This is a genomic window from Micromonospora auratinigra (assembly GCF_900089595.1).
Lineage (GTDB): Bacteria > Actinomycetota > Actinomycetes > Mycobacteriales > Micromonosporaceae > Micromonospora > Micromonospora auratinigra.
Window position 1 is genome coordinate 2,955,333 of record NZ_LT594323.1, and the last position, 17,042, is coordinate 2,972,374.

Genomic DNA, 17,042 nt, shown 5'->3' on the forward strand with positions numbered 1-17,042 from the left:
CGGCGGGGAACCCGGCGGCGGAGAATTCCGTCCGCCGAGGGGAGCGCCACCGTGTCCAGCAGAGGGCTGTCCACCGCCGTCCCGCAGCGCCTCACCCCGGTGGCCGGCGCGCCGCTGTGGTGCGACGCCCGGGAGTTCGGGCTGGCCGGCGACGGGGTCACCAACGACCAGCCGGCGCTGTCGGCGCTGGTCGACCGCCTCGGCGACGGGTACGCGGCCGACGGCCGGGCCCGGGTCATCCACTGCCCGCCGGGCATCTACTCGATCCGCGACGCCGGCACGGTGTGGCGCAGCGGGGTGTCACTGATCGGCGCCGGCCCGGCGGCGACCCGCTTCCTGCTCAGCAACGAGGGCAACCGGGCCGAGCCGGTGCCGCTGGCCTACTGGACCGTGCTCCAGCACGGGGCCGGACCGCAGCGGCACATCGCCGACTGCACCTTCGCCGACTTCGAGATCGACGGCTCCGGGGTGGGCCAGGTCGGGTACCAGTACCTGGCCAAGGGCCTGGGCATCCAGTACATGGTCCGGGCGGTCTTCCGGAACCTCTACATCCACCACACCGGGGCCAGCGGACTGGGCTGCGACTTCCTCCAGGACAGCCTGATCGACGGCGTGGTGGCGGTGGGCTGCGGCCGACTGGACAACGGCGAGCAGATGGGCGGCGCCGGCATCGGCATCGGCGTGGGCGGCTGGGGCGATGTGGAGCGGCTCACCATCGCCAACTGCACCACCGTGGGCAACGGCACCAACGGGATCTTCCTGGAGCTGCAGAAGGAGTGGTGGACGCCGCCGCGCGGCTACCGCATCGTGGGCTGCCACAGCCAGGCCAACCGGTTCGGCATCTCGGACTGGGGCACCGACGGGCTGATCGTCTCGGCCTGCACGATGACCGACAACCTGGAGGCCGGCTTCGACGTCTCGGCCAACGGCACCGCCGGCGTGGCCGGGCGGGGCGGGCTGCTCGCCGACTGCGTGCTGGACCGCAACGTCGGTGACGGGATCAGCATGGGCAACTCCCCCGGCCCGTACACCATCCGGGGCAACCGGATCAGCCGCAACGGCGGGTACGGGTACCACGAGCACGACCTCGGGCACGGGTTCGGCGGGCCGGCCGCCGACGTGGTGCTGGACGGCAACGAGATCTGGGAGAACGGCCTGGACGGCATCCGCGTCGACCGGCCGATGACCGACGCGACGGTGGTCAACAACCGGATCCGCAACAACGGTCGCCGCTGCGCGCCGGCCGCGAGCGGATCGGGCGAGTCGGTCCGCTACGGCCACCGCAAGCTGGTCGACTCGGCGGCCGACTGGCCGCACGACGGGCACCGGGGGAAGGTGGTCCGGGTGGGCACCCGCGCGGCCGTGGTCGCCGCGAACACCGGCACCGAGCTGACCCTCGCCGAGGTGCGCCCGGACGCGGTCACCGGCTGGAACGAGGACACCCCGCCGCCCGGCGCCCGCTACGAACTGCCCGACCCGCCGCCGGTCCGCGCCGGGCTCACCGTCAACGCCGCCTTCGACGCCGCCACGGTGCGGGCCAACCGGATCTGGGACCACCGGGACGAGCAGACCCAGACGTACGGGCTGTGGGTCACCGGGCAGGGCAGCTGCCTGTCCTGCCGGGTCGAGGAGAACGACTTCGCCGGCAACGCCGAGGAGGCGGTCCGCCTGGACACCCCGCCGGTGGGCGGGCACTGGCAGCGCAACCACCAGGAGGTCGACTGAGCGACCCGCCGGCGGGTCGCTCAGTCGCGGGCCAGGTGGGTGGCGATCGCCGTGGCCAGCCGTTCGGGGGCGCCGTCGGCGTACCCGATGAACAGGCTGGGCTCGGTCAGCTCCAGCTCGACCAGGACGGGCCCGCCGTCCGGGCCGGGGATCAGGTCGACCCGGGCGTAGAGCAGCCGGCCGGTGCCGCCGGGGACGGCCGTGAGGGCCTTCACGGCGGCGGCGAGCTGCTCGGGCGTGGCCGTCCGGGGGTCGATCCGCTCCTCCTTGTAGAGCGCGGCCACCCCCGGGTCGGGCCCGGTGAGCATCGGCCCCTTGCGGATCGCGTGGCTGAACTCCAGGCCGTCCGGCCCGGCCAGGAAGAGCAGCGCGGTCTCCCCGGCGGTGTCCACCGCGCCGAGGTACGGCTGGACCATGGTGACCCGGCCGGCCGCGGAGAGCCGGCGCACGTGCGCCCCGGCCAGCTCCCGGTGCTCCGGGTCGGCCAGGTCGTACCGGCCGGTGTCCTGGCTGCCGGCGCTGACCGCCGGCTTGATCACGTACTCGCCGGTGTCGGCGGGCGGCGACCAGTCCTGTCCCGGCTCGACCCAGGCGGTCGGCACGGTCGGCACCCCGGCGGCCGAGAGCTCGGCCAGGTAGCGCTTGTCGGTGTTCCAGGCGACCACGTCGGCGGGGTTGACCACGCGCGGGACGGTCCGGGCCCAGGCGACGAACTCGTCGCGGCGCAGCGCGTAGTCCCAGGGCGAGCGGAGCACGACCAGGTCGTAGCCGGACCAGTCGACGGCCGGGTCGTCCCAGCGGACGGCCTCGGTGGCGATCCCGCGTGCGGCGAGCGGGGCGCGCACGAGCCGGTCGTCGGGGTCGAGTTCGGGCAGGTCGGCACAGGTGACGAGAGCGACCCGGGGTTCCCCCCGGGTCGACTGGTGGTGGTCGGTCAATTTATGTCAACGGGCCATCGTGCGCCGGGCCATCGACCGCCAGAGGTCGTTGCTCGGACGCATCTGGTCCATCAGTTCACGCTCCCACGCGTTCTCGACGGTGACTCCCGCCTTGGCGCAGGCCTGTCGCGCGACGTCGGTGCCGTCCGCGAACTGGTCGGCCCAGACCCCGTCCTCACCCACGAGGACGATACGAGCACCGCGCTTGCCGACGTACTCGATGACCGCCTTCGCCCCGCCGTGCCCGGCGGCGAACGACTTGATGCCCGCGACCAGGCCGTTGGGGGCCTGCTCGGAGACGGTCTTCTCGGCCGTCAGCGTCGTATCGGAACCATCTGCCATGACGGGAAGCCTAAGCAGACTTCCACCCTCATGTGCGAGAACCATGAACTAATTGTGATGCCAATTACCTGCGGGTTTAAGGAAGACCACAGGTGATTCGCCCGGACTTGTCCACCTATGTCAGGACGAACCGGACAGGGGATATCGTCACAATCTGTCCGGGTTGAGCGGGTGCCGCTCAGGCCGAAAAAAATTCTGATGAAATCCCCGACCTGCGGGAACTCTCATCCACCGCGGTCAGTGCCGGACGGCTCAGACCAACGCGTCGAGCGCGACGGCCGCGAAGAGGATGGTGAGGTAGGTGGTGGACCAGTGGAACAGCCGCATCGGCTTGACCGCCTCGCCGCGCGCCGCGCGCCGGCAGAGCTTGTGCGCCTCGACGACGAAGATGCCGCCGACCACCAGCGCGGTCACCCCGTAGATCGGGCTCATCCCCAGCGGCCAGACGGCCAGCGAGGAGAGCAGGGTCAGCCAGGAGAAGCCGATGATCTCGGCGTTCACCCGGCGGACCGAGGCGACCACCGGCAGCATCGGGATGCCGGCCCGGGCGTAGTCCGCCTTGTACTTGATCGCCAGCGCGTAGAAGTGCGGCATCTGCCAGAAGAAGACCACCGCGAACAGGCCCCACGCGGCGGCGGAGAGCGAGCCGGTCACCGCGGCCCAGCCGATCAGCACCGGCGCCGCGCCGCAGGCGCCGCCCCAGAACGTGTTCGCCGTCGTGGTCCGCTTCAGCCAGAGCGTGTAGACCAGGTCGTAGTAGGCGATCGCGGCCACCGTCAGCGCGGTCGCCAGCCAGTTGGTGAAGACCGCCATCAGCACGGTGGAGACCACCGCCAGCGCCAGGCCGAAGACCAGCGCGTGGCGCGGCGACACGGTGTGCGCCGGCAGCGGGCGCCGCTTGGTGCGCCGCATCAACTGGTCGATGTCCCGGTCGATGTAGCAGTTGAGCACGCTGGCCGCCCCGGCGGCGAGCGAACCACCGACCAGCACCACGGCCACCAGCCAGAGCGACGGCATCCCGCCGTCGGCGAGCATCATCGCCGGCACGGTGGTCACCAGCAGCAGCTCGACGATCCGCGGCTTGGTCAGGGCGACGTACGCGGCCACCACGGCCCGCACGTCCCGTCGTCCGGTCGCCGGCGCTGCCTCCACCGCGGCCGTACGCACCGGCGGCTGCCCGGCAGAGTTGCTGACGGGGCGCTCGGTGATCATGCTCACGGATTGCCACCTTCCGGCTTCGGCGGGGGGAATCGGGGTCGGCCCGGACCCGTCCGGGTCCACACACCGCCCCACACACTACGCGTCGTCGTTTTCGCTGCCCCGCAGACCCGACAACGGTGCGAGCCGTCACACCCGACGGTGAACCACCGATCCGGTCGAGGGAGCACAGAACACCATGCCGAGATCCCCGGGCGGACGTTTAGGGCCGCTCGATAGGGTCATCAGTGAGGGTTCCGCCCATCTGCCGAGGAGCACAACCATCGTGGCTGCCAACCGACCCGAGCTTCCCGCTCTCAACTGGTCCGACCTCGACCGCAGGGCCGTCGACACGGTCCGCGTGCTGGCCATGGACGCCGTGGAGAAATCCGGCAACGGCCACCCGGGCACGGCGATGAGCCTCGCCCCGGCCGCCTACCTCCTCTTCAACCGGGTCATGCGGCACAACCCGGCCGACCCGAACTGGCCCGGCCGGGACCGGTTCGTGCTCTCCGCCGGGCACTCCAGCCTGACCTTGTACATCCAGCTCTTCCTCTCCGGCTACCCGCTGGCCCTGGACGACCTGAAGTCGCTGCGCCAGTGGGGCTCGCTCACCCCGGGCCACCCGGAGCACGGGCACACCCCGGGCGTGGAGACCACCACCGGGCCGCTCGGCCAGGGTCTGGGCAACGCGGTCGGCATGGCGATGGCGGCCCGCCGCGAGCGCGGCCTGTTCGACCCGGACCCGGACGCGGCCGACTCGCCGTTCCGGCACGACATCTGGTGCATCGCCTCCGACGGTGACATCGAGGAGGGCATCACCCACGAGGCCAGCGCGCTCGCCGGCCACCAGCAGCTCGGCAACCTCTGCGTGATCTACGACGACAACGAGATCTCGATCGAGGACGACACCCGGATCGCCAAGAGCGAGGACGTGGCGGCCCGCTACGAGGCGTACGGCTGGCACGTGCAGACCGTCGACTGGCGGCGCGGCGACGCCGACCAGGACGACTACCACGAGGACACCGAGGCGCTCTACCGGGCGCTGCTGGCGGCCCGCGCGGAGACCGCCCGCCCCTCCTTCATCGCGCTGCGCACCATCATCGGCTGGCCCGCGCCGAACAAGAAGAACACCGGCAAGATCCACGGCTCGGCGCTCGGCGCCGACGAGGTGAAGGCCACCAAGGAGCTGCTCGGCTTCGACCCGCAGCGCACCTTCGAGGTCGACGAGGAGGTGCTCAAGCACGCCCGCCAGGTGCTCGAGCGCGGCGCCGAGGCGCAGGCCGAGTGGACCACCCGGTTCGACGCGTGGGCGAAGGCCAACCCGGAGCGCGAGGCGCTGTGGGAGCGGATGTCCACCCGTACCCTGCCGCAGGGCTGGACCGACGCGCTGCCGACCTTCCCGGCGGACGCCAAGGGCGTCGCCACCCGGGCCGCCTCCGGCAAGGTCCTGGAGGCGCTCGCCCCGGTGCTGCCCGAGCTCTGGGGCGGCTCGGCCGACCTGGCCGAGAGCAACAACACCACCATGAAGGGCGAGCCGTCGTTCGTCCCGGCGGTGCACGCCACCAAGGACTTCCCGGGCGACGAGTACGGCCGCACGCTGCACTTCGGCATCCGTGAGCACGCCATGGGCGCCATCCTCAACGGCATCGCGCTGCACGGCGGCACCCGGGTGTACGGCGGCACGTTCCTGGTCTTCAGCGACTACATGCGCCCGTCGGTGCGGCTCGCCGCGCTGATGAAGCTGCCGGTGACCTACGTCTGGACGCACGACTCGATCGGCCTGGGCGAGGACGGCCCGACCCACCAGCCGGTGGAGCACCTCACCGCGCTGCGCGCCATCCCCGGGCTGGACGTGGTCCGCCCGGCCGACGCCAACGAGACCGCGTGGGCGTGGCGGCAGGCGCTGGAGCACACCGACCGGCCGACCGCGCTGGCGCTGTCCCGCCAGCCGCTGCCGACCATCGACCGGGAGCAGTTCGCCCCCGCCGAGGGCACCGCCAAGGGCGGCTACGTGCTGGCCGAGGCGTCCAACGGCAAGCCGCAGGTGATCCTCGTCGGCACTGGCTCCGAGGTGCAGCTCTGCCTCACCGCCCGGGAGCGGCTGGAGGCCGACGGCACCCCGACCCGGGTCGTCTCGATGCCCTGCCAGGAGTGGTTCTACGAGCAGGACGAGGCGTACCGGGAGTCGGTCCTGCCGCGCGGGGTAAAGGCACGGGTGAGCGTGGAGGCCGGGATCGCGATGTCCTGGCGCGGGATCGTCGGCGACAGCGGCGAGAGTGTCAGCCTGGAGCACTACGGCGCCAGCGCTCCGCACACCGTGCTGTTCGAGCAGTTCGGGTTCACGCCCGACCGGATCGTCGCCGCCGCGCACGCGGCGCTGACCCGGGTGGGCGACATCACCGGTTTCACGACCGGTAGCTGAGGGGAGCGTGGACGGTATGACCGACAGGCTGAGTGAGCTCCAGGCCGCAGGTGTGGCCATCTGGCTCGACGATCTTTCCCGGGTACGACTCAGCTCCGGCGGGCTGGACCAGCTCCGCCGCGAGCAGCACGTGGCCGGGGTGACCACCAACCCGAGCATCTTCGCCAAGGCGCTCAGTGACGCCACCGAGTACAACTGGCAGCTCCGCGACCTGGCCACCCGTGGCCTCGAGGTCGAGGAGGCGGTCCGCATGCTCACCACGTACGACGTGCGCTGGGCCTGCGACGTGATGCGCCCGTCGTACGACAAGAGCGCCGGCGTGGACGGCCGGGTGTCGATCGAGGTCGACCCGCGGCTGGCCCACGAGACGGAGAAGACCGTCGCCGAGGCCAAGGCGCTCTGGTGGCTGGTCGACCGGCCGAACCTGTTCATCAAGATCCCGGCCACCGAGGAGGGCCTGCCGGCGATCACCGCCACCCTGGCCGAGGGGATCAGCGTCAACGTCACGCTGATCTTCGGCCTGGACCGGTACTCCGCGGTGATGGAGGCGTTCCTGGCCGGCCTGGAGCAGGCGAAGGCGAACGGCCACGACCTGTCCAAGATCGGCTCGGTGGCGTCGTTCTTCGTCTCCCGGGTCGACACCGAGGTCGACAAGCGGCTGGAGAAGATCGGCTCCGACGAGGCCAAGGCGCTGCGCGGCAAGGCCGCCGTGGCCAACGCCCAGCTGGCGTACGAGCGCTACTGCGAGGTCTTCGGCTCGGACCGCTGGCAGGCGCTGGCCGACGCGGGCGCGCACCCGCAGCGTCCGCTCTGGGCGTCCACCTCGACCAAGAACCCGGACTACCGGGACGTCATCTACGTCGAGGAGCTGATCGCCCCCGGCACGGTCAACACCATGCCGGAGTCGGTCATCCACGCGTACGCCGACCACGGCGAGACCCGGGGCGACACCATCACCGGCGCGTACGACGAGGCCCGGAAGGTCTTCACCGACCTGCAGGCCGTCGGCGTGGACATGGCCGACGTGATCGCCACCCTGGAGCGCGAGGGCGTGGAGAAGTTCGAGGCGAGCTGGCAGGAGCTGCTGGACGGGGTGCAGAAGTCGCTCTCCGAGGCGGCCAAGGGCGCCGACCGGCCGAACCGGGCCGCGAAGGGCAACGCGCAGGCCTCGCAGCAGGCCGGGGGCAACGCGTGACGAACGGCGTCGGACGCGTCCCGGGGCACCGCCCCGGGGCGCTTCCCGCCGTCCGGGTGTCCGGATGAGCGAGACGCCGCCCGGTCCGGTGGAGGTCGCGGGCGGGCTGTCCGTGCACGGCGCGGTCGAGGCGTCGGCGTCGGTGCGCGCCGCGCTGCTCGACCGGGACGTGCCGGCCCGGCTGGCCGCCCAGGACCCGACCGTGTGGGGTCCCGACGCGGAGGCCACCGCGAAGATCCGGCTCGGCTGGCTGGACACCCACCACCGCAGCCGGGAACTCCTTCCCCAGCTCGCCGAGCTGGTCGCCGAGCTGGCCGACCTGGACCACGTGGTGCTGGCCGGGATGGGCGGCTCGTCGCTCGCCCCGGAGGTGATCGCCCGGACCCTGGGCCGGCCGCTCACCGTGCTGGACACCACCGATCCCGGGCAGGTGCGGGCCGCCCTGGCCGACCGGCTGGAGCGGACGGTGGTGGTGGTCGCCAGCAAGTCCGGCTCGACGGTGGAGACCGACAGCCACCGGCGGGCGTACTGGCAGGCGTTCCTCGACGCCGGGATGACCGAGGCGGAGGCGGCCCGGCACTTCGTCGTGGTGACCGACCCCGGGTCGCCGCTGGCGGCGACCGCCGCCGAGATGGGCGTGGTCACCATCCCGGCCGACCCGGAGGTGGGGGGCCGGTACTCGGCGCTGACGGCCTTCGGCCTGGTGCCGACGGCGCTGGCCGGGGTGCCGGTGACCGACCTGCTGGACGACGCGGACGCCCTCGCCGCGTCGCTCGGGCACGACCACGACAATCCGGCGCTGGCCCTCGGCGTGGCACTGGGCGCGGCGGCCAGCTCCGGGCGGAGCACGGTCGCCCTGGTCCCCGACGGCACCGGGGTGGACGGGCTGGGCGACTGGGCCGAGCAGCTGCTCGCCGAGTCCACCGGCAAGGCCGGCCTGGGCATCCTGCCGGTGGTGGTGGAGTCGCCCGCCGCCCCCGGCGGGAGCGGTCCCGACGTGCTGCGGGTCAGCTACGGCGGGACGCTCGCCCCGGGTCGCGCGCCGGACGCCGACGCCGCCGACGTGGCGGTCAACGGTCCCCTCGGCGCGCACTTCCTGGCCTGGGAGTACGCCACCGCGGTCGCCGCGGCGGTGCTCGGCGTCGACCCGTTCGACCAGCCGAACGTCGCCGAGAGCAAGGAGAACACCGCCCGGATCCTGGCCGCCGGGGCGCCCGCGCAGCCGCCGTCGTTCACCGAGGGCGCGATCGAGGTGTACGCCCCGAACGGCTTCCCCGGTGACCTGGCGGGCGCGCTGACCCGGCTGCTGGACGGGCTGGGCGACGACGGGTACCTCGCGGTGACGGCGTACCTCGACCGGTCCGCCGACGCGGCGGTGGCCGGGCTGCGCCCGCTGCTGGCGGGGGCGACCGGGCGGCCGGTGACCTTCGGCTGGGGTCCCCGGTTCCTGCACTCGACCGGGCAGTACCACAAGGGCGGCCCCCGGGTCGGCAGCTTCCTCCAGGTGACCGGCGCGGTCACCGGTGATCTGCCGGTGCCCGGCCGCCCGTACACCTTCGGGGAACTTCAGGCGGCCCAGGCCGCCGGCGACCGGCAGGCCCTGGCCGGCCGGGAGCGACCGGTGCTGCGACTGCACCTGACCGAGCGGGCGGCGGGCGTCGCCCAGCTGCTGGATGCGGCCGGACGGACAATGACGTGACGATGAACGACGTGGAACCAGCGGAGCGAGGAGGCGGCATGAACCCGCTGCGCGACCCCCAGGACCGGCGACTGCCCCGGATCCCGGAGCCGTGCGCACTGGTGATCTTCGGGGTGACCGGCGACCTGGCCCGCAAGAAGCTGCTGCCGGCGGTCTACGACCTGGCGAACCGGGGGCTGCTGCCGCCCGGCTTCGTGGTCCTGGGCTTCGCCCGGCGCGACTGGGGCGACGGCGACTTCGAGTCGCTGGCCCACGACGCGGCCAAGAAGCACGCCCGTACCCCGTGGCGGGAGGAGGTGTGGGCGCGGCTGGCCGGCAACATCAAGTTCGTCGGCGGCTCGTTCGACGACGACGCCGCCTTCGACCAGCTCGCCTCGACCCTGGACGAACTGCGGAACACGCACGGCATCCACGGCAACGCCGCCTTCTACTTCTCCATCCCCCCGGCGGCCTTCCCCGTGGTGCTCAAGCAGCTGGCCCGCACCGGGATGGCCGACAACGCCAAGTCCGGCGGCTGGCGCCGGGTGGTGGTGGAGAAGCCGTTCGGTAACGACCTGCCCTCGGCGAAGTCGCTCAACGACCTGGTCGACGACGTCTTCACCGGCCAGGACGTGTTCCGGATCGACCACTACCTGGGCAAGGAGACGGTGCAGAACATCCTGGCACTGCGCTTCGCCAACAACCTGTTCGAGCCGCTGTGGAACTCCAAGTACGTCGACTCGGTGCAGATCACCATGGCCGAGGACGTCGGCATCGGCACCCGGGCCGCCTTCTACGACTCGGTGGGCACCGCCCGTGACGTGCTCCAGAACCACCTGCTCCAGCTGCTCGCCCTGGTCGCCATGGAGGAGCCGACCAGCTTCGACGCCGACGAGATCCGGGCCGAGAAGCTGAAGGTGCTCAAGGCGATCACCGTCCCGGCGGACATCGCCGCGGACACCGTCCGGGGCCAGTACCTGCCGGGCTGGGTCGGCGGCGAGCGCGCCAAGGGCTACCTGGAGGAGGAGGACGTCCCGGAGGACTCCACCACCGAGACGTACGTGGCGGTGAAGCTCGGCATCCAGAACCGGCGCTGGGCCGGGGTGCCGTTCTACATCCGGGCCGGCAAGCGGCTGCCGCGCCGGGTCACCGAGGTGGCCATCATGTTCAAGAAGGCCCCGCACCTACCGTTCGACCCGGCCGACATGGAGTCCCTCGGCCCCAACCAGCTGGTCATCCGGGTGCAGCCGGACGAGGGTGTGGTGCTGAAGTTCGGCTCGAAGGTGCCCGGCACCACCATGGAGGTCCGCGACATCGCGATGGACTTCCAGTACGGCGAGGCGTTCACCGAGTCCAGCCCCGAGGCGTACGAGCGGCTGGTGCTGGACGTGCTGATCGGCGACCGGACGCTCTTCCCGGACGCGGCCGAGGTCGAGCAGAGCTGGCAGGTGGTGGATCCGCTGGAGCACGCCTGGGAGGGCACCACGCCGGAGCCGTACCGGGCCGGTGAGTGGGGCCCCCGGGCCGCCGACGAGATGCTGGTCCGCGAGGGCCGGGCTTGGCGGAGAGCGTGAGCGAGCACAGCGAGCGAACCAGGAGGCTCCGATGATCGGGCTGTGGGACACCACCGGCAACGAGGTGGTCAAGGCGCTCGCCGCCGAGCGGCGCAGCGCGGGCGGGGTGGCCAGCGGGATGGCGCTGACCCTGATCGTCGTGGTGGACGAGAAGCGGGTCCGGGAGGCGGAGGCGGCGGCGACCATCGCGGCCGCCGCGCACCCCTGCCGGCTGCTCGTGGTGGTCCGCTCCGACGTCGAGCGGGAACGCAACCGACTCGACGCGGAGATCGTCGTCGGCGGCCGGCTGGGCCCGTGCGAGGCGGTCGTCACCCGGATGTACGGCCGGCTCGCGCTGCACGCCGAGTCGGTGGTGATGCCGCTGCTGGTGCCGGACGTGCCGGTGGTGACCTGGTGGCACGGCGAGCCGCCGGAGGAGATCGCGACGGACTTCCTCGGCGTGGTCGCGGACCGGCGGATCACCGACTCGGCGCAGGCCGCCGACCCGATCGCCGCGCTGCGGCAGCGGGCCGAGGACTACGCGCCGGGCGACACCGACCTGGCCTGGACCCGGATCACCCCGTGGCGCACCCTGGTGGCCGGGGCGTTCGACACCACCGAGGCCAAGGTGACCGAGGCGACCGTGGTGGCGCCGCGTACGGACCCGACGGCGGCGCTGATGCGCGGCTGGCTCTCCGCCCGGCTCGGCATCGAGCCGGCGTGGCAGCACACCGACGAGTTCCCGCGGATGCGCGAGGTGCAGCTGCGCTGCGCCAACGGCGACGAGCTGACTCTCACCCGGGACGACAGCATCGCCACGTTCCGCCGGACCGGCCAGGACGACCGGACGCTCCCGCTGGTCCGCCGGCCGCTCGGCGACGAGCTGGCCGAGGAGCTGCGCCGCCTCGACGCCGACCAGGTGTACGCGGAGGCGCTCGGCGCGGCCGCCGGGCTCACCGGGCTGGACCAGCGTCCGGCCCAGCGGGTGCACGTGTGGAAGGATCCGGCGACCGCCCAGCGGGCCGAGGCGGGCGTCACCGCGCACGCCGGGGCGACCGCCCGGCAGTGAGCCGGGCCGGAGCAACGAGGGCCGCGCCGCGGTCGGACAGCACAGGTGACCGTCACGGGGCAGCCCCGCGCGGTCCGAGCAACGAAGGCCGCGCCGCGGTCGGAAGCACAGGTGACCGTCGCGAGGCGGTCCGAGCAACGAAGGCACATGGATGAGTGAGGCGAGTGTCGCCGTACACGCCGACCCGGACCTGCTGGCGCAGGCGGTGGCGGCCCGGTTGGTGGTGAAGCTGCTCGACGCGCAGGCGGACCGGGGCCAGGCGTCGGTGGTGCTGACCGGCGGGCGGATCGCCGCGGCGGTCCACCGGGCGGTGGCGGCGTTGCCGGCGCGGGACGCCGTCGACTGGTCCCGGGTCGACGTCTGGTGGGGCGACGAGCGGTTCCTGCCGGCCGGTGACCCGGAGCGCAACGAGACGCAGGCCCGGGCGGCGCTGCTGGACCTGGTGCCGCTGGACCCGGCCCGGATCCACCCGATGCCGGCCTCGGACGGGCCGGCCGGCGACGACCCGGAGACGGCCGCCGCCGGGTACGCGCAGGAGCTGGCCCGGGCGGCGCGCCCGGGTCACGCCGCGCTCCCCCACTTCGACGTGCTGATGCTGGGCGTGGGCGAGGACGGGCACGTGGCGTCGGTCTTCCCGGAGCACCCGGTGCACCACGACAACCGGCCGGTCAGCGCGGTACGGGGCAGCCCGAAGCCGCCGCCGGTGCGCACCACGCTCACCCTGCCGACGATCAACACGGCCGAGGAGATCTGGCTGGTCGCGGCGGGCGCCGACAAGGCCCGCGCGGTCGGCATGGCGCTGGCCGGCGCCGGTCCGGTCCAGCTGCCCGCGGCCGGCGTGCACGGCGTCGCCCGTACCCTCTGGCTGCTCGACCGCGCCGCCGCGAGCAACGTCCCACCCCGCTCCCGCAGCCTCCGCTGAGGCCCCGCGCGCGCTGATTCACGGAAAGAGTGGTTGTCCGACGGTGGACAGCCACTCTTTCCGTGAATGAGGGCCGATGACCGGCGGGGGTGGGTCAGGGGCGGCGGCGGTGGTGGAGGGCGGCCAGGGCCTCGGCGAGGAGGGCCTCACCCTCCTCGGGGGTGCGGCGCTCCTGGACGTACGCCAGGTGGGTCTTGTAGGGCTCGGCGCGGGAGCGTCCGGGCGGGTCGTCCCGGTCGGGGCCGGCCGGCTCGCCGCAGCGCGGGCAGTCCCAGGTGGCCGGGGCCTGCGCCTCGGCGGCGATCTGGAACTGGACCCGGTGGTCGTTGCGGCACCAGTAGACCACTGGCCGGCGCGGGGCCGGCTCGACGCGCTGGTCGAAGCGTTCCGGGGCGGACCCGATCCGGGTACCACGGATGACATTGCCATTCGTCACGGCTGCTCGCTCCTGTCGTCGGAGGGGACCGCCGCTCGGAGGGGTGGGCGGCGGGCGACGCGGTGCAGCGGGAAAACAAACTGCGCGCGGTCCGTGACGGACCGCGCGCAGATTGTACGCTTCGACGAGCCTGCTCAGGCGCCGCCGCTGTCCAGCTGGAGCCGGAGCCAGAGGCCGATCCCGACAATGCAGGCGAACCAGACGATACCCACCAGCACGGTGTACCGGTCGAGATTCTTCTCGGCCACCGAGGAGCCGGCCAGGCTGGAGCTGACCCCTCCACCGAACATGCTCGACATGCCGCCACCCTTACCTCGGTGCAGCAGGATCAGCAGGGTGAGCAGGATGCTCGTGATGATCAACAACACGATCAACGTGTAGACGAACGCGATCGGCATGGCGGGTGTCGGTCCTCTCGTAACGATCATCTGCCCGGCAGGGTCGGGCATTGCAGCACCGGCCGGTGGACGGGCAGCGTCAAGGATAGCGAGCGATCAGCGGGCGATGTGCTCCGGGAACCGGCAGATCTGCGCGAATTCCTCGGCGTCCAGGCTGGCGCCCCCGACCAGGGCCCCGTCCACGTCCGGCTGGGCCATGATCGACGCCACGTTCGACGCCTTGACCGACCCGCCGTACAGGATCCGGACCTGCGCCGCGGTGCCCTCGTCGTACGTCTCGACGAGCCGCCTGCGCACCTCGCCGCAGACCTCCTGGGCGTCCTCCGGCGTCGCCGTCTTGCCCGTGCCGATCGCCCAGACCGGCTCGTACGCCACGACGACCTTGGTGACCTGCTCCGCGGAGAGCCCCTTCAGCGCGCCGTCCAGCTGGTCGCAGCAGTGCGGCACGTGCTTGAGCTGCTCGCGGATCTCCAGCCCCTCCCCGATGCACAGGATCGGGGTCAGGCCGTTCTCCAGGGCCGCGGCCACCTTGGCGTTGACCAGGGCGTCGTCCTCGTGGTGGTACTGCCGGCGCTCGGAGTGCCCGACCACCACGTAGCTGCACCCCAGCTTGGCCAGCATCGGACCGGAGATGTCCCCGGTGTACGCGCCGGAGTTGAACGGCGACAGGTCCTGCCCGCCGTAGCCGATCAGCAGCTTGTCGCCGTCCACCGCGGTCTGCACGGTCCGCAGGTCGGTGAAGGGCGGCAGCACCACGCACTCGACGTCGGTGAGCTGCTTCTCGTTCAGGCTCGCCGCCAGCTTCTGCACCAGCAGGTTGGCCTCGAGGTGGTTCAGGTTCATCTTCCAGTTGCCGGCCATCAGCGGCCGGCGGGTGGTGCTCGCCATTCAGTTCTCCAGAGCCGCGATGCCGGGGAGGGTCTTGCCCTCCAGGTACTCCAGGGAGGCGCCGCCGCCCGTGGAGATGTGGCCGAACGAGGACTCGTCCAGGCCGAGGGCGCGCACCGCCGCGGCGGAGTCACCGCCGCCGACCACGCTGAACGCGTCGGCCTTGGTGATCGCCTCGGCGACACCCCGGGTGCCGTTGGCGAACGCGGCCATCTCGAACACGCCCATCGGGCCGTTCCAGAAGATCGTCTTCGCGTCGGACAGCACGGCGGCGAAGCCGGCCACCGTCTCCGGGCCGATGTCCAGACCCAGCCGGTGGCTGGGGATGCCGTCGGCGGGCACGGTGTCGTGCGCGGCGTCCGGGGCGAAGGCGTCGGCGGCCACCACGTCGACCGGGAGCATGATCTTGCCCGGCGCGCGCTCCAGCAGGTTGCGGCAGGTCTCGACCATCTCCTCCTCCAGCAGCGAGGTGCCCACCTCGTGGCCCTGGGCCTTGAGGAAGGTGAAGCACATCCCGCCGCCGATGAGCAGCCGGTCGACCGTGGGCAGCAGCGCCTCGATCACGGCCAGCTTGTCGGAGACCTTGGAACCGCCCAGCACCACCACGTACGGCCGCTCCGGCGCGCCGGTCAGCCTGCTGAGCACCTCGACCTCACGCAGGACGAGGCGACCGGCGACGTGCGGCAGCCGCGCCGGCACGTCGTAGACACTGGCGTGCTTGCGGTGCACCGCGCCGAAGGCGTCGTCGACGTACGCCTCGCCGAAGGCGGCGAGCTGGTCGGCGAAGGCGCCCCGCTCGGCGGAGTCCTTGCTGGTCTCGCCCTTGTTGAAGCGCAGGTTCTCCAGCAGGGCGACCTGGCCGTCGGCCAGGGCGTCCACGGTGGAACGGGCCGAGTCGCCGACGGTGTCCTCGGCGAAGTGCACCGGGGCGTCCAGCAGCTCACCCAGCCGGCCGGCGACCGGACGGAGGCTGAACTGCGGGTCCGGCGCGCCCTTCGGGCGGCCCAGGTGCGAGCAGACGACCACCCGGGCGCCGGCCTTGACCAGCGCGCTCAGGGTGGGCAGGACGGCCCGGATCCGGCCGTCGTCGGTGATCTCACCGCTCTGCTTGTCGAGCGGGACGTTCAGGTCGGCGCGCACCAGCACGCGCCGACCCGACACCCCCTCGGCGAGCAGGTCGTCGAGGTTGCGAATCGTCACAGCGACTGACCCACCAGCTTGACCAGGTCGACCAGGCGGTTGGAGTAGCCCCACTCGTTGTCGTACCAGCCGACGACCTTGACCTGGTTGCCGATGACCTTGGTCAGCGGCGCGTCGAAGATGCACGACGCCGGGTCGGTGACGATGTCGGCGGAGACGATCGGGTCCTCGTTGTAGACCAGGACGCCCTTGAGCGGGCCCTCGGCGGCGGCCTTGATCGCGGCGTTGACCTCGTCCACGGTGGTCTCCCGGCCGACCTCGACGGTCAGGTCGGTGGCCGAGCCGGTCGGGATCGGCACCCGCAGCGCGTACCCGTCGAGCTTGCCCTTGAGCTCCGGCAGCACCAGGCCGATGGCCTTCGCGGCGCCGGTGGAGGTCGGCACGATGTTCAGCGCGGCGGCGCGGGCCCGACGCAGGTCCTTGTGCGGCGCGTCCTGCAGGTTCTGGTCCTGCGTGTACGCGTGGATGGTGGTCATCAGGCCCTTGGTGATGCCGAAGGTGTCCTGGAGGACCTTCGCCATCGGCGCGAGGCAGTTGGTGGTGCACGAGGCGTTCGAGATGATGTTGTGCTTCGCCGGGTCGTACTGGTCCTGGTTGACGCCCATGACCACGGTGACGTCCTCGTTCTTCGCCGGCGCGGAGATGATGACCTTCTTGGCCCCGCCGTCGATGTGCGCCTTCGCCTTGGTGGCGTCGGTGAAGAACCCGGTGGACTCGATGACGACGTCGACGCCGACCTCGCCCCACGGCAGCTTGCCGGGGTCCTTCTCCTCGAACACCCGGATGGCCTTGCCGCCCACGGTGATCTCGTCGGCGCTGGCCTTCACCTCGTGCGGCAGGCGCCCCAGGATGCTGTCGTACTTGACAAGGTGGGCGAGCGTCGCGTTGTCGGTCAGGTCGTTGACCGCCACGATCTCGATGTCGGCGCCGGACGCCAGCACTGCCCGGAAGAAGTTACGGCCGATCCGGCCGAAGCCGTTGATGCCAACCCGGATGGTCACAGGTCCCATCTCCTCGCGTTCTGGTCCGCCGGCGTGAGACACCGGCCGGCGGAGATGTGTTCGCCGACCGTTGGA

At 72.3% G+C, this 17,042-nt stretch carries 15 protein-coding genes; 7 read left to right on the forward strand and 8 right to left on the reverse strand.

The genetic code is table 11. From position 1 onward, the window contains the following. Positions 1 to 51 precede the first annotated feature (51 nt). Complete coding sequence (locus GA0070611_RS12975; RefSeq protein ID WP_091663316.1) at positions 52 to 1,725, forward strand: right-handed parallel beta-helix repeat-containing protein; 1,674 nt, start codon at positions 52 to 54, stop codon at positions 1,723 to 1,725. Between the two features lie 20 nt (positions 1,726 to 1,745). On the opposite strand, the gene GA0070611_RS12980 is transcribed toward GA0070611_RS12975, so the two are convergent. The 3 genes from GA0070611_RS12980 to GA0070611_RS12990 all read right to left on the reverse strand — a co-directional run bounded on the left by GA0070611_RS12980 (position 1,746) and on the right by GA0070611_RS12990 (position 4,223). Next, on the reverse strand, positions 1,746 to 2,663 hold the full coding sequence (locus GA0070611_RS12980; protein WP_091663319.1) for an ATP-grasp domain-containing protein: 918 nt from the start codon (positions 2,661 to 2,663) through the stop codon (positions 1,746 to 1,748). 6 nt (positions 2,664 to 2,669) lie between these two features. Beyond that, positions 2,670 to 3,005 carry a hypothetical protein gene (locus GA0070611_RS12985; RefSeq protein ID WP_091663322.1) on the reverse strand — a complete coding sequence of 112 codons (336 nt, stop codon included), beginning with the start codon at positions 3,003 to 3,005 and terminating at the stop codon, positions 2,670 to 2,672. Between the two features lie 252 nt (positions 3,006 to 3,257). Next, complete coding sequence (locus GA0070611_RS12990; protein WP_091663325.1) at positions 3,258 to 4,223, reverse strand: heme o synthase; 966 nt, start codon at positions 4,221 to 4,223, stop codon at positions 3,258 to 3,260. A gap of 265 nt (positions 4,224 to 4,488) precedes the next feature. On the opposite strand from GA0070611_RS12990, the gene tkt reads away from it, so the two are divergent. From tkt to pgl, 6 genes are all read left to right on the forward strand, one after another. Next, complete coding sequence (gene tkt / locus GA0070611_RS12995; RefSeq protein ID WP_091663329.1) at positions 4,489 to 6,627, forward strand: transketolase; 2,139 nt, start codon at positions 4,489 to 4,491, stop codon at positions 6,625 to 6,627. A 16-nt stretch (positions 6,628 to 6,643) separates the two neighbouring features. Then, positions 6,644 to 7,822 (forward strand): transaldolase, encoded by a 1,179-nt coding sequence (gene tal / locus GA0070611_RS13000; protein WP_091663334.1) that lies wholly within the window; start codon positions 6,644 to 6,646, stop codon positions 7,820 to 7,822. A gap of 64 nt (positions 7,823 to 7,886) precedes the next feature. Then, the gene (locus GA0070611_RS13005; RefSeq protein WP_091663338.1) at positions 7,887 to 9,521 is read left to right on the forward strand and encodes a glucose-6-phosphate isomerase; all 1,635 of its coding nucleotides are present in this window, start codon (positions 7,887 to 7,889) and stop codon (positions 9,519 to 9,521) included. Between the two features lie 38 nt (positions 9,522 to 9,559). Beyond that, a complete protein-coding gene (gene zwf / locus GA0070611_RS13010) occupies positions 9,560 to 11,074 on the forward strand; it encodes a glucose-6-phosphate dehydrogenase (protein ID WP_167604424.1) in 1,515 nt (504 codons plus the stop codon). A 31-nt stretch (positions 11,075 to 11,105) separates the two neighbouring features. Next, the gene (locus tag GA0070611_RS13015; protein WP_091663346.1) at positions 11,106 to 12,122 is read left to right on the forward strand and encodes a glucose-6-phosphate dehydrogenase assembly protein OpcA; all 1,017 of its coding nucleotides are present in this window, start codon (positions 11,106 to 11,108) and stop codon (positions 12,120 to 12,122) included. Between the two features lie 151 nt (positions 12,123 to 12,273). Then, positions 12,274 to 13,044, forward strand: a complete 771-nt coding sequence (pgl, locus tag GA0070611_RS13020; protein WP_091663349.1) for a 6-phosphogluconolactonase — start codon at positions 12,274 to 12,276, stop codon at positions 13,042 to 13,044. A gap of 94 nt (positions 13,045 to 13,138) precedes the next feature. On the opposite strand, the gene GA0070611_RS13025 is transcribed toward pgl, so the two are convergent. The 5 genes from GA0070611_RS13025 to gap form a co-directional block, all read right to left on the reverse strand. Further along, positions 13,139 to 13,480 carry an RNA polymerase-binding protein RbpA gene (locus tag GA0070611_RS13025; RefSeq protein ID WP_091663352.1) on the reverse strand — a complete coding sequence of 114 codons (342 nt, stop codon included), beginning with the start codon at positions 13,478 to 13,480 and terminating at the stop codon, positions 13,139 to 13,141. Positions 13,481 to 13,614: 134 nt separating this feature from the next. Then, positions 13,615 to 13,878, reverse strand: a complete 264-nt coding sequence (gene secG, locus GA0070611_RS13030; protein WP_091663356.1) for a preprotein translocase subunit SecG — start codon at positions 13,876 to 13,878, stop codon at positions 13,615 to 13,617. A gap of 96 nt (positions 13,879 to 13,974) precedes the next feature. After that, positions 13,975 to 14,766 carry a triose-phosphate isomerase gene (gene tpiA / locus GA0070611_RS13035; RefSeq protein WP_091663360.1) on the reverse strand — a complete coding sequence of 264 codons (792 nt, stop codon included), beginning with the start codon at positions 14,764 to 14,766 and terminating at the stop codon, positions 13,975 to 13,977. Continuing rightward, positions 14,767 to 15,966: a phosphoglycerate kinase gene (locus GA0070611_RS13040; protein WP_091663365.1), complete on the reverse strand. Its 1,200-nt coding sequence runs from the start codon at positions 15,964 to 15,966 to the stop codon at positions 14,767 to 14,769. After that, positions 15,963 to 16,967: a type I glyceraldehyde-3-phosphate dehydrogenase gene (gene gap / locus GA0070611_RS13045; protein WP_091663368.1), complete on the reverse strand. Its 1,005-nt coding sequence runs from the start codon at positions 16,965 to 16,967 to the stop codon at positions 15,963 to 15,965. Before gap ends, GA0070611_RS13040 begins: the two co-directional genes overlap by 4 nt. Between the last annotated feature and the right edge of the window lie 75 nt (positions 16,968 to 17,042).